This window comes from Nocardioides sp. N13(2025), assembly GCF_051912545.1.
GTDB lineage: Bacteria > Actinomycetota > Actinomycetes > Propionibacteriales > Nocardioidaceae > Nocardioides.
The window spans coordinates 1,946,360-1,958,693 of record NZ_CP196809.1 but is presented as its reverse complement, the minus strand read 5'-3'; the positions used below and the strand labels follow the sequence as shown (position 1 = coordinate 1,958,693).

Annotated in this window: 12 protein-coding genes and 1 pseudogene; 5 read left to right on the top strand and 8 right to left on the bottom strand. The window is 70.9% G+C overall.

From position 1 onward, the window contains the following. Window positions 1-75: 75 nt before the first annotated feature. A complete protein-coding gene (locus tag ACS3YM_RS09420) occupies window positions 76-1,050 on the top strand; it encodes a zinc metalloprotease (RefSeq protein WP_439939803.1) in 975 nt (324 codons plus the stop codon). A 62-nt stretch (window positions 1,051-1,112) separates the two neighbouring features. On the opposite strand, the gene ACS3YM_RS09415 is transcribed toward ACS3YM_RS09420, so the two are convergent. After that, window positions 1,113-1,754, bottom strand: coding sequence for a sulfotransferase family 2 domain-containing protein (locus tag ACS3YM_RS09415; RefSeq protein ID WP_439939802.1), 642 nt, complete (start codon window positions 1,752-1,754; stop codon window positions 1,113-1,115). Window positions 1,755-1,840: 86 nt separating this feature from the next. Here ACS3YM_RS09415 and ACS3YM_RS09410 point away from each other — a divergent pair, with 86 nt between their 5' ends. After that, entirely contained in the window at window positions 1,841-2,500 is a 660-nt protein-coding gene (locus tag ACS3YM_RS09410; protein WP_439939801.1) for a hypothetical protein, read from the top strand. On the opposite strand, the gene ACS3YM_RS09405 is transcribed toward ACS3YM_RS09410, so the two are convergent. From ACS3YM_RS09405 to ACS3YM_RS09380, 6 genes and pseudogenes are all read right to left on the bottom strand, one after another. Next, on the bottom strand, window positions 2,488-3,129 hold the full coding sequence (locus ACS3YM_RS09405) for a sulfotransferase family 2 domain-containing protein (protein ID WP_439939800.1): 642 nt from the start codon (window positions 3,127-3,129) through the stop codon (window positions 2,488-2,490). The two genes, ACS3YM_RS09410 and ACS3YM_RS09405, sit on opposite strands and share 13 nt — an antisense overlap. A 46-nt stretch (window positions 3,130-3,175) precedes the next feature. Further along, a complete protein-coding gene (locus ACS3YM_RS09400) occupies window positions 3,176-3,964 on the bottom strand; it encodes a hypothetical protein (protein ID WP_439939799.1) in 789 nt (262 codons plus the stop codon). Between the two features lie 95 nt (window positions 3,965-4,059). Continuing rightward, on the bottom strand, window positions 4,060-4,398 hold the full coding sequence (locus ACS3YM_RS09395; RefSeq protein ID WP_439939864.1) for a rhodanese-like domain-containing protein: 339 nt from the start codon (window positions 4,396-4,398) through the stop codon (window positions 4,060-4,062). After that, window positions 4,381-4,740: pseudogene (trxA, locus tag ACS3YM_RS09390) on the bottom strand (thioredoxin); the annotation flags it as partial. The pseudogene trxA and the gene ACS3YM_RS09395, both read right to left, overlap by 18 nt. 49 nt (window positions 4,741-4,789) lie before the next feature. After that, window positions 4,790-5,485 (bottom strand): MBL fold metallo-hydrolase, encoded by a 696-nt coding sequence (locus ACS3YM_RS09385; RefSeq protein ID WP_439939798.1) that lies wholly within the window; start codon window positions 5,483-5,485, stop codon window positions 4,790-4,792. Further along, window positions 5,479-6,183: a maleylpyruvate isomerase family mycothiol-dependent enzyme gene (locus ACS3YM_RS09380; RefSeq protein WP_439939797.1), complete on the bottom strand. Its 705-nt coding sequence runs from the start codon at window positions 6,181-6,183 to the stop codon at window positions 5,479-5,481. The genes ACS3YM_RS09385 and ACS3YM_RS09380 overlap by 7 nt, the downstream gene beginning before the upstream one ends. 173 nt (window positions 6,184-6,356) lie before the next feature. On the opposite strand from ACS3YM_RS09380, the gene uvrA reads away from it, so the two are divergent. The 3 genes from uvrA (at window position 6,357) to ACS3YM_RS09365 (ending at window position 10,866) form a co-directional block, all read left to right on the top strand. Then, window positions 6,357-9,356 (top strand): excinuclease ABC subunit UvrA, encoded by a 3,000-nt coding sequence (uvrA, locus tag ACS3YM_RS09375; RefSeq protein WP_439939796.1) that lies wholly within the window; start codon window positions 6,357-6,359, stop codon window positions 9,354-9,356. 24 nt (window positions 9,357-9,380) lie between these two features. Beyond that, the gene (locus ACS3YM_RS09370; RefSeq protein ID WP_439939795.1) at window positions 9,381-9,809 is read left to right on the top strand and encodes a Rieske 2Fe-2S domain-containing protein; all 429 of its coding nucleotides are present in this window, start codon (window positions 9,381-9,383) and stop codon (window positions 9,807-9,809) included. An 85-nt stretch (window positions 9,810-9,894) separates the two neighbouring features. Further along, window positions 9,895-10,866, top strand: a complete 972-nt coding sequence (locus ACS3YM_RS09365; RefSeq protein ID WP_439939863.1) for a GNAT family N-acetyltransferase — start codon at window positions 9,895-9,897, stop codon at window positions 10,864-10,866. On the opposite strand, the gene ACS3YM_RS09360 is transcribed toward ACS3YM_RS09365, so the two are convergent. Then, window positions 10,760-12,094, bottom strand: coding sequence for a lipopolysaccharide biosynthesis protein (locus ACS3YM_RS09360; RefSeq protein ID WP_439939794.1), 1,335 nt, complete (start codon window positions 12,092-12,094; stop codon window positions 10,760-10,762). The two genes, ACS3YM_RS09365 and ACS3YM_RS09360, sit on opposite strands and share 107 nt — an antisense overlap. Between the last annotated feature and the right edge of the window lie 240 nt (window positions 12,095-12,334).

Genomic DNA, 12,334 nt, shown 5'->3' with positions numbered 1-12,334 from the left:
GAGGGTCTATCCGTCGTGCCGACCGGGCGGTTACGTTGCTCCGGTCCCACACCCCGACAGACAGGTGATTCCCGGATGCGACCCTCCCGTTCCCTCCGCGGCCTCGTCGTGGCCGGCTCGATGGCCCTCACCGCCACGACGCTCTCCGCCACCGCAGCCGTCCCCGCCACCGCGCTGGCGCTGTCGCCCGGCGCACAGGCGTGCGCGGACTCCCACGCCGACGCCACGGCCGACGCCCGCGTGCGCCAGGGCTCCAAGCAGACGGAGCCGCGACCCTTCAAGGGAACGGGTGAGGAGTACGCCAACCTCGCCAACACCTCGACCCTCGCCGCCGGCTCCGTAGCGGTCCCCACCTACTTCCACGTGGTCCTGCCGGCCGCCGAGCAGACCGACGGGATCAGCGCTGCAGAGAATCGGCTCACCACGCTGGTCAACGACCAGGTGGCCGTGCTCAACGAGGCCTACGCCGGTCGCGCAGCCGCCCGGAAGGGCGACGGAGCGTCTGCTCCGACGCCGTTCTCCTTCGACCTCGTCTCCATCGACTTCTCCTACAACGACGCCTGGTACGGCGTGGTGCCCGGGCCGGTCGAGAAGGAGATGAAGGCCGCGACGCGCGTCGGTGGGAAGGACACCCTCAACGTGTGGACCGCCAACATCGGCGACGACCTGCTCGGCTGGGCGACGTTCCCGACGAAGCGGCTCAGCAGCGACGACGGCGTGGTGATCCTCGACGAGTCGATGCCCGGTGGCACCGCCGGCAAGTACGCCCTGGGCGACACGCTGCCGCACGAGGTCGGCCACTGGCTGGCGCTCTACCACACGTTCCAGGGCGGCTGCAACGGTCAGGGCGACCAGGTCGCCGACACCCCGGCCGAGGCCGTCCCGCAGTTCAACTGCCCGGCCGACACCACGGACTCGTGCCCGAAGTCGCCGGGCTTCGACCCGATCCACAACTACATGGACTACACGCAGGACTCCTGCATGTACCAGTTCACCGACGGCCAGGCCGCCCGCATGAGCGACGCCTGGAACGAGTACCGCGCCGGCTGAACCACCCCTCCGCACCACCCGGACGCCGGGTCAGGCACCAGCCCGACCCGGCGTCCGTGCGGTCAGAAGGTGTAGCCGAACGCCTCGAGGTCGGCGGCGTACACCTCGGCCACCTTCGCCCGCGACGCGTCCGAGTAGTAGTCGCGGTAGCTGCCGTGGGGGGACTTGTTGCGGTGCGGGACGGGGGTCGGCTCGCCCCCGAGACGGCGCTCGACCTCGGCGAGGTCCTCGTCGAAGGTCTCGGTCCGTCCCACGAAGTCGACCTCGCGCCCCGGCGCCCGGAGGTAGTCGACCTGCGGTCGCCCGACGCGCGGCAGCTCCTCGGTCCCGCGGAGCACGAACTCCTCGAAGCCCGAGTAGCGCGACGCCGCGCGCCACATGTCGTTGCCCCGCATCTGCGTCGCCGTCTCCTGGGGCTTGCCGCTCGACGGTCCGTGGGAGAGGTCCCAGTCGTGGATCATCGACCACCAGGACACCATCCGCGCCCACGGGTTGCGCACGAACGCGAAGGACCAGTAGTCGGCCACGTGCGGCTCGGCGCGGAGGATCCGCTCGTACGGCGCGTGCCGGCCCAGCGGCGGCGTGACGCCGGGCGTCTTGCTGCGCGCGTCGGGGCAGGTCCGCTTGAAGGTCACCCCGACCGACACCCCGCCCGTCTTGGGCACGTGCACGAAGAGTGCACGGCGCGAGTCGGAGATCAGCACGGGCGCGAGGCTAGCCCACGCACGGGTGAAAGGCCTCGCCGACAAGGGGCGGCCGGTGAGGCGGGCCGATGGGGGATGATCGGCGCGTGATGACGTTCCTCGGGCGCGGCCCCGGCCACGACTTCGTGCTGCTCGCGCTGCCCAAGACCGCCAGCACGTCGCTGGAGCGGACGCTGTCGCCGTACGCCACCGAGGTGGTCGGCTCGCCCCCGGCCCGCAAGCACCTCCCCGCCCGGGGCTTCGTGCACACCAAGGCCCACGAGCTCGCCGAGCAGGGCCACCCGCGCGAGTCGTACGAGCTGGTCGCGATGTTCCGTGAGCCGATCGCCTGGCTCGAGTCGTGGTGGCGCTACCGGGCGCGGGACGACGCCCGGCAGTCGACGGCCGACATGACGTTCGAGGAGTTCGCGCACCACTACCTCGCCGGGCACGACGACGCCCCGGTCCCGAAGGGACGCCCGGCGAAGTTCATCCGGGCCCACGGTGCCGTCGCCGTCGACCGCCTCTTCAGCGTCGAGCGTCCGGACGTGTGGTCGGCGTGGTTCAGCGAACGGATCGGCGTCCCGTTGGAGTTCGAGCGCCGCAACGCCTCCTCCGCGGAGCGCGGCGAGCTCGGCGCGGCGACGCGGCGAGCGCTGGAGGAGCACTTCGCCCCGGAGTACGACGTGTGGCGCCGGCTCGCCGACACGGGCGAGTGGTCGGGCGCGCGCGGGACCCGGCTGGACGAGCTCGGTCAGAACGTGTAGCCGAAGGTGTCGATGTCCTCGGCGTAGACCTCGGCGACCCGCTGGCGCGTCTCGTCGGTGTAGTAGTCGTGGTAGGTGCCGTGCTTCGACTTGTTCTTGTGGACCGGGGTGGACGGCTCGAGGCCGAGCTGCACCTGGACCCGTTGCAGGTCCGCGACGAAGTTCTCGGTGCGGCCGATGAAGTCGACCTCGCGGCCCACCTTGGGCGCGCGCAGGTAGCGGACCTGCGGGGTGCCGACGCGGGGGAGCTCCTCGGTGCCGCGCATCACGAACTCGTCGAAGCCCGAGTAGGCGGCCGCGGCGCGCCACATGTCGTTGCCGTCGCGCATCGAGCCGTGCTTCACGTCCTGCGGCTTGCCGCTGGCGGGGCCGTGGCGCCGGTCCCAGGCGGAGATCATCGAGTACCACGAGACCATGCGCGCCCACGGGTTGCGGACGAAGCCGAACGTCCAGTAGTCGACGACCTGCGGCTCGTGCTTGATGATCTTGCCGAGGGTGGCGTGCCGACCGATCGGGACGCGGGCCTTGCGGGCGTCGGGGCAGGCCTCCTTCACGGTCTCCTCGACCGAGACGCCGCCCGTCTTGGGAACGTGGACGAAGAGGACCTTCCGCGAGTCGCTGATCAGCACCCGCCGAGGCTATCCCACGGCGCAGGGCCGACCGAGGTGGGCGCGGTCACCGGGGCGTGAAGGTGCGCACCCTCAGGTAGTCGACCAGGATCCGCTCGGTGCCGCTGGTGGACGACGGGTAGTGGCTGCTCGAGACCTCCTGCTGCAGCACGATCCGGCGGAAGGCGTCGGGGACGGTGGTCGCGGTGCCCTGGTAGTCCCACACCTGCTTGCCGTCGAGGTAGACGCGGATGCGCCGGTCGGGGGTGTGCACGAACCGCCAGCGGTGCCACTTCGTCATGTCGACGCGGTACGTCTTCGAGTCCTGCTCGTCCTCGGCGTAGTGGAGGAACGTCGTCACGCTGCTCAGCGACGTGCCCTCGTTGAAGTTGGTCTCGCCCTCGTACCACTCGTAGTCAGGGTCGTCGACCCAGCGCATCGGGATGTTGCGGTGCGACTGGACACCCTTGCTCACGACCTTGTAACGGATGTCGATCGACTGGAAGCGGCCCCCGTACTTCTCGTTGAGCATCGCCCCGCCGGTGTACCAGGCCGCACCGTCCTTCCCGGACGTGCGGTACTTCATGGTGAGCACCAGCTGGCCCTTGCCGTTGAGGGCGAAGTGGTCGGGGCGTGCGTAGTTCTCCGGGCCGGAGCTGTAGGGACTGTCGTAGCGGCTCCACCCGGGGTGGAGCCTGGTGCCGGAGAAGTCGTCGTCGTAGACCGTGCGGGTGCTCCACCGCAGCGGTGCCGAGCGGACGTCGTCCGCCGCCGGGCTGGCCGCCAGCGGGGCGGGCGAGGACAGCACTCCCGCCGTGGCGAGGACGACGAGCGCGAGGACAGGGGTGCGTCTCAAGGGAACCTCCCGGGGCTCCGGCCACCCTAGTCGCCGACCGGGACCACCGGCAGGGGTGGACTACCTCACCCTCCGGTCCGGCTGCCCCGGACGGCTCAGCTCTCGAGCGGCCAGCCGCGCTGGGCCCAGCCGCTGGTGCCGCCGGCCACGTTGATGGCGGCGAGGCCCTGGGCGCGGAGGTGGTCGACGACCTGACGGCTGCGTCCGCCCACCGCGCAGATGACGAAGAACGGGGTCTCGCGGGGCAGCTCGGCGAGGCGTGTCGGCACGTCGTTCATCGGCATGTGGACGGCGCCCGGCACCCGGCCGCCGGCCCACTCGTCTGCCTCGCGCACGTCGACGACGTACGCCCCCTGGCTGTGCGCCGCCGCGAAGTCGTCGAGGCCGACCTCGTCCTGCGGGCCGTCGGCGGCGGCCTCCTGCGCGGCCTGCACCTCCTGGCGCACGGCGTCCATGTCGAGCTCGCGGGCCTGGGCGATGACGTCGCCGAGCGCCTGCGGCGGGAGCGCGCCCGCCTGGTTGAAGAGCAGGATGCCGTCGCGGAAGAGCATCAGGGTCGGGATCGAGGTGATCGCCGCCATCTGGCTCAGCTGCTGCTCGGCCTCGGTGTCGACCTTGGCGAAGACGATGTCGGGGTTGTCCTCGGACGCCTTCTCGAAGACGGGCGCGAACTGGCGGCACGGTCCGCACCACTCGGCCCAGAAGTCGACCAGGACGATGCCCTCGCCGCTCACGGTCTGCTCGAAGTCGGCCAGGGTCAGCTCGCGGGTGCTCATGACCTCCACCTTGCCACGACGCGCGCGCCGACTCACGTCGGCAGACGGCTCACCAGCCGCGGGCGCGCCACTCCGCGAGGTGGGGACGCTCGGTGCCGAGCACGCCGTCGTTGCCGTGGCCGGGGTAGAACCAGGTCTCGTCGGGGAGCCGGCCGAAGACCTTCTCCTCGACGTCGTCGATCAGCTGGGTGAAGGCGTCGGCGTCGCCGAACGTGGCGCCGACGCCACCCGGGAAGAGCGAGTCGCCCGTGAAGAGGTGCGGGGTGGGGGCGACGGCGGGGTCGTCGAGCAGGAGGCAGATGGAGCCGGGCGTGTGCCCGGCGACCGGGATGACGACGAGGTCGCAGGGCCCGACAGCCACCTTGTCGCCCGCGCCGACGCGGCGCTCGACCCGGACCCCGGTCTGCTCCTCGATGGCGTCGGCGTCGGCGTCCCCGGCGACGACGAGCGCCGAGGGGTGCGCGGCCTTCACCGCGGCCAGCGCGCGGTGGTGGTCCCAGTGCTGGTGGGTGGTGACGATCGAGGTGAGCGGCCTGTCGCCGATCAGCTCGAGCAGGCGCTCCGGCTCCGCGGCGGCGTCGATGAGCACCACCTCGTCGGTGACGGTGCAGTGCAGCAGGTAGCAGTTGTTGGACATCTTCGGGTCCACCGCGAGCTTGGTCACGCTGAGCTCGCCGAGCACCCGGACGTCGGGGGCGCCGCCGGGGGAGACGTCGCCGGTGTAGGACTCGTTCTCGTTCACCATGGCTCCACCCTAGGGAGGTCGGTCGTGTCGGACTCGAGGCCGTCGCCGGAGCCCCGGCCGGTCAGCCACCAGCCGAGCGCGCTCGACGTACCGGTGACGACGGCTCCGTCCTCGCCCGCGCCGTAGTGCCACGATCGGTCGAGGTCGGTGGCCCGGACGGTGAAGGGCGCGGGGTAGGGGCGCTTGGTCATCGACTGCAGCAGCACGACCGTGAAGTCGCGGGGCCAGTCGGCGGCGGAGTAGCCCGCTCCCAGGTCGGCGTGGTGGATCTCGACCTCGCGCACCCTCATCAACGGGACGTTGGCCAGCGCGAAGTCAGGGCCGCCGGGCGTGCGCTCGAAGCGGCCGTCCCAGTCGGGGTCGGCCATCGCCTCGAGCGCGTCGGCGAACCGGCCGGTCGCGGCCAGGAACCGGTCGCGGACCTCCGCGGGTGCGGCGCCGGCGAGGTCGTCGATGTCGGAGTCGCGGGCCTCGGGCGAGGCGTACATCGCCTGCGGTCGTCCCACATGGGCGCCGTGCAGCACGCCGGCGAGGCCCTCGGCGTTGAGCGCGAGGTGGGCCACGACGTGGGCGCGGGTCCAGCCGGGGAGTTGGGAGGGCTCCGCATACTGGTCGTCGGAGAGGCCGTCGACCGTGCGCACGAGCGCCCGGTCGGCCTGGGCGAGGAGCTCGGGCGTGACGCCCGCGACATCGGTCACGGGAGACATGGTGCCACCTCCCGCCTCTCTCCGGAGTCCACCCGCCCGGGTGATCGATGGACCCGCTGTCGGTGCTGCGTGAGAGGGTGGAACGGTGCGTCGGCTTGACCCCGACGCACGACCGAGACGAACATGTGTTCGACTCCGACAAAGCTGCCAGACAGAGGACCACTGTGGCCGACCAGCTCATCATCAGGGGCGCCCGCGAGCACAACCTGAAGGACGTCTCCCTCGACCTGCCCCGCGACTCGCTCATCGTCTTCACCGGCCTGTCCGGCTCCGGCAAGTCCAGCCTCGCCTTCGACACGATCTTCGCCGAGGGCCAGCGCCGCTACGTCGAGTCGCTCTCGGCCTACGCCCGCCAGTTCCTCGGCCAGATGGACAAGCCCGACGTCGACTTCATCGAGGGCCTGAGCCCGGCGGTCAGCATCGACCAGAAGTCCACCTCGAAGAACCCGCGCTCGACCGTCGGCACCATCACCGAGGTCTACGACTACCTCCGCCTCCTCTATGCCCGCGCCGGCCGTGCGCACTGCCCCACCTGCGGGGCGCCGATCGAGCGGCAGACGCCGCAGCAGATCGTCGACCGCATCCTCGCGCTCGAGGAGGGCCGTCGCTTCCAGGTGCTCGCCCCGGTCATCCGCGGCCGCAAGGGAGAATACGTCGAGCTGTTCCGCCAGCTCCAGCAGCAGGGCTTCAGCCGGGCCCGGGTCGACGGCGAGACCCACTCGCTCGACGAGGCGCCGACGCTCGACAAGAAGCTCAAGCACACGATCGAGGTCGTGGTCGACCGCCTCGCGGTCAAGGAGTCGTCGAAGCGCCGCCTCACCGACTCGGTCGAGACGGCCCTCGGGCTGGCCGGCGGGCTCGTGGTCTTCGACTTCGTCGACCTCGACGCCAAGGACCCCGGCCGGGAGATGAAGTTCTCGGAGAAGATGGCGTGCCCCAACGACCACACCATCGACACCGACGACCTCGAGCCGCGCTCGTTCTCCTTCAACTCTCCGTTCGGCGCCTGCACGGTCTGCCACGGCCTCGGCACCAAGATGGAGGTCGACCCGGAGCTCGTCGTCCCCGACCCGGGCGCCACGCTGGGCGAGGGCGCGATCGCGCCGTGGAGCGGCGCGCACGTCGCCGACTACTTCCTCCGCCTGGTCAACGCCCTGGGCGAGGAGCTCGGCTTCGACCTCAACACGCCGTGGGACCAGCTCAGCCAGCACGCGCGCACATCGCTGCTCGAGGGCCACAAGACCAAGGTCCACGTCGTCACCAAGAACCGCTACGGCCGCCAGCGCGCCTACTACGCCGCCTTCGAGGGCGTCCGCCCCTACGTCGAGCGGCGTCACCGCGAGGCGGAGTCCGACACCAGCCGTGAGCGGTTCGAGGGCTTCATGCGCGAGGTGCCCTGCCCCGCCTGCCAGGGCACCCGGCTCAAGCCGGTATCGGTGTCGGTCACGCTGGGCGCCAAGGACGAGGGTGGCAAGAACATCGCGGAGGTGTGCGCGCTCCCGATCAACGAGGCCGCCCACTACCTCCGCACCGTCGACCTCTCCGTCCGCGAGCGCCAGATCGGCGAGCGGGTGCTGAAGGAGATCCAGGAGCGCCTGCAGTTCCTCCTCGACGTCGGCCTCGACTACCTCTCCCTCGACCGGCCCAGCGGGTCGCTGTCGGGAGGGGAGGCCCAGCGGATCCGGCTCGCGACCCAGATCGGCGCCGGGCTCGTCGGTGTCCTCTACGTCCTCGACGAGCCCTCGATCGGCCTGCACCAGCGCGACAACCAGCGCCTCATCGAGACGCTCGTCCGCCTCAAGGACCTCGGCAACACGCTGATCGTCGTGGAGCACGACGAGGAGACGGTCCGCGTCGCCGACTGGGTGGTCGACATCGGCCCCGGTGCCGGTGAGCACGGCGGCCAGGTCGTGCACTCCGGGTCGGTGGAGGACCTCCTCACCCACCCCGACTCGATGACCGGCCAGTACCTCAGCGGTCGCCGCGAGATCCCCGTCCCTGCCGTACGCCGCCCGCGCACGGTCGGCCGCGAGCTCAAGGTCCACGGAGCCCGCGAGCACAACCTGCAGGACGTGGACGTCAGCTTCCCGCTGGGCGTCTTCACCGCCGTCACGGGGGTCTCGGGGTCCGGCAAGTCGACGCTGGTCAACGACATCCTCTACACGTCGCTGGCCAAGCAGATCTACAACGCCCGCACCGTGCCGGGCCGGCACACGAAGATCACCGGCCTCGAGCACGTCGACAAGGTGATCCACGTCGACCAGTCGCCCATCGGCCGCACCCCGCGCTCCAACCCGGCGACCTACACCGGCGTCTTCGACCACATCCGCAAGCTCTTCGCCTCCACGCCGGAGGCCAAGATGCGCGGCTACCTGCAGGGCCGGTTCTCGTTCAACGTCAAGGGCGGTCGCTGCGAGGCGTGCTCCGGCGACGGCACGATCAAGATCGAGATGAACTTCCTGCCCGACGTCTACGTCCCGTGCGAGGTGTGCCACGGCGCCCGCTACAACCGCGAGACGCTCGAGGTCCACTACAAGGGCAAGACGATCGCCGAGGTCCTCGACATGCCGATCGAGGAGGCGGCCGACTTCTTCGCCGCCGTGCCGGCGATCTCGCGCCACATGCAGACGCTGGGCGAAGTCGGACTCGGCTACGTCAGGCTCGGCCAGCCGGCCACCACGTTGTCCGGCGGCGAGGCGCAGCGCGTCAAGCTCGCCAGCGAGCTCCAGAAGCGCTCGACCGGACGCACCGTCTACGTCCTCGACGAGCCGACCACCGGTCTGCACTTCGAGGACATCCGCAAGCTGCTTCACGTGCTGTCCGGCCTGGTGGACAAGGGCAACACCGTCCTGGTGATCGAGCACAACCTCGACGTCATCAAGACCGCCGACTGGCTCATCGACATGGGTCCCGAAGGTGGGTCGCGAGGCGGCACCGTGGTGGCCGAGGGCACGCCGGAGGAGGTCGCAGCGGTCGAGGCGAGCCACACCGGGGCCTTCCTCAAGCCGATCCTCGAGGGGCGCGGGGCCAAGCAGCCCGGAAAGCCGCGTCGTGCCGCGGCCGCAGCGGAGCCCGCGAGCCGCAGGACCACCACCAAGAAGGCGGCCGCGAAGAAGACCACGGCGAAGAAGACCGTGGCGAAGAAGACGACGAAGAAGTCCTGACCAGCCGCTGGTTAGGGTCGCCGCATGGCTTCGATCAACAGACGACGCGCCCTTGCCGGCTCTGCCGCCCTCGCGGTCTGCGCACCCGTCCTCGCCGCGTGCGGCTCCGACGGGTCGACCGCGGTCGACAGCGGCCCGTCCGACGGGTCGGGTGCCTCGGACAGCGGTGAGACCCTGGCCAGCGCCGCGGACGTGCCGGTCGGCGGGTGCTTCGTCGTCCAGGACGCCAAGGTCGTGGTGACCCAGCCGACTGAGGGCGACTTCAAGGCGTTCACCGCCGTCTGCACGCACCAGGGCTGCCTGGTCGAGACGAGCACCGAGGGCGACATCCCGTGCCCGTGCCACTCGAGCAAGTTCTCCCTCGAGGACGGATCTCCCGTCTCGGGGCCCGCCACCTCGGCGCTGGCTCCCGTCGAGATCACGGTGGACGGTGACTCGATCCTCCGGGCCTGACCACAGGGCGTCCCCGAGGAAGCGTCAAGGTTCTGTCGTTCCGGTGGACTGCTGACGCCCGAGCATCCAGACTTCGACGGTGCCCATGACGCCCTTCCAGACCCCGGCCTGGCGCGCGGCGGCGGTCGACACGGGGCGTTTCGTCGACGCGACCGTCGTGGCGGAGTCCGCAGGTCACGAGGTCGTGCTGCCGGCACTCCGACGGCGTGGACCGTCCCGGGCGATCCAGTCGTTGCCCAGGGGCTGGGGGTTCGGCGGCATCGTCACGCCCGGCGCCGCCACGGTGGCGGACGTCGGCGCAGCGATCGCCGAGCTGAGCCGTCGGGGCGCGCGCGAGGTGCGCCTGCGCCCACCTCCGGTGCAGGACGACCTGTTCGCCGGGGCGGGTGTCGCGTGGAGCATGGTCGGGGAGAACCACTCCTACGAGATCGACCTGGGCGACGGTTGGCCGGCGGTGTCGTCAGGCTTCGCGTCGTCGGTACGCCGGGCCGTTCGCAAGGCCGAGAAGTCCGGGGTGGTGGTCGAGAGACGCACCGACCTCGAGGCCGTGGCCGAGTTCCACCGGCTGTACCGCCTGTCGGTCCAGCGGTGGGCGAAGCAGACCCGTGTGCCCGATCGCGTGATGGAGCTGCGGGCGACGCTCTCCGAGCCGATGGCCAAGTACGAGGCGGTGCTGAGCCGGCTCGGTGACGACTGCGGCATCTGGCTGGCACGACACGGCGGCGCGGTCGTGGGCGCCCTCATCGTGCTCTCCCACGACACCGAGCACGCCTACTGGCGTGGAGCGATGGACCTCGAGCTCGCCGGCCCGGTGCGGGCCAACGACCTGCTCCAGGCGTCCGCGATCGAGCACGCCTGCGCCCAGGGGGCGGACCGCTACGCGATGGGGCTGACGCAGCCCGGCTCGGGCCTGGCCCGGTTCAAAGCGGGGTTCGGTGCTGAGCTGAGGGTCAGCCACGAGTACGCGATCGAGCCGCCATGGCGTTCTCGGGTGCGGCGGGGTGCGGCGCCGGTCCTGGAGCCGCTGCGTGGGTGGGCCGCGGGCCGCGCCGAATAGCGAGCTCGGAGGCTCCGAGGACCAGCACCTCCGTGACCAGCCAGCTCACGGCGACCGAGAGCGAGCCTCCGCCGGAGGACAGGCCGAGGGCTGACAGCCCGAGCATCGACACGCAGCCCAGGGCCTGCAGGCCGACGACGGCCCGGATCCGGCGCTGGATCCTGAGGAACGAGATCCGCAGGAGCAGGAACATGCGTGGGACCGCTGCGGCGCACAGCACCACCAGCGCCCACGTGGCGTCGCGGTACTCCTGCCCGAACACCGACAGCACCGGACCGGCGAGCAGCGACGTGCCGACGACTGCGGGCAGCAGGAGGAGGCTCGCCCGCCTCGCGGCTGCACGCCGGTAGGTGTGCACCCGGTCCTCGCGGCTCGCGCCCTCGACCAGGAAGGACGAGGCGGTGCCGGTGGCGATGAAGTCGAGGGCTGCGCTGATGGTCCAGGCCACGAAGAAGACGGCGCTCTCCTCCGGTCCGGCCATGGCGATGACCAGCAGCGGCAGGGCCGTGGACGACAGGTGGGAGAGGAGGGTCCCGACGTAGTCACCTCCGATGAAGCGGGCCATCTCGCCCAGGCCCGGCGCGCGTGCCTCCGGCGCGGGAGCCGCGGAACGGCGCAGGAGCCTCGCGAAGATCAGCCAGTTGACCGGCACCAGCATGACCAGCATCGACACGACCCAGGCCGTGAGGATGCCGGAGGACGCCAGGGTGGTCGCCAGCGCGGCGAGCAGTGCCAGCTTGAGCAGGCCGAACACGACGTTCTCCACCGGCACCCAGAGCGTGGCCCGGATCCCGGTGAGGGCGGAGTCCTGCAAGGAGAACACCACCCACGTCACCACGCCGACGAGGAACAACAGGGAGACCCCGGAGTCACGCAGGAAGGAGACCTCGCCGGAGACGAGGGGCGCGATGAGGAGGAAGCCGGTCGCGGCCACGAGACCGGCACACGTGGCCACGGTGTAGCTCACGAGGATGACCCGGCGCTCGGTGCCGCGCGAGACCGGCAGGAAGCGCATCATCCCCACCGACAGGTTGAGCTGGGCGGCGTTGCACAGCAGCAGCATCGCCGAGATCGCGGCCGAGGCCCGCCCGACCGTCTCGGTGTCGTAGAGCCGGGCCGCGACGGCCCAGAAGCCCATCCCCAGGACGGACGACATCACGGTCGCCGCCATCAGCGCGTACGCGTTGTGGAAGAGCGCTCGCTCCTCCCTCGTCCCCGTTGCCTGCACGGCGTCGAGTGTTGGTCCCGGAAGGAGCTGGACAGACCGCCGCGGGGGTAGGTGCTCAATATTGGTGATACGCGGAACGGTGCGGGTGGAGGCCCTGAGGGGCGGGGTATTCCTGAAGCGTTCTCTTCACGTTGTGTTTGCCCGGTGTTCTTGGGGGGGCCACTGAGGTGAAGGGGCGACCAGGCAAGCACACCACTTCGGGGAGGCACCGTGACGATCGTGACCGCGACCTTGGGCGGA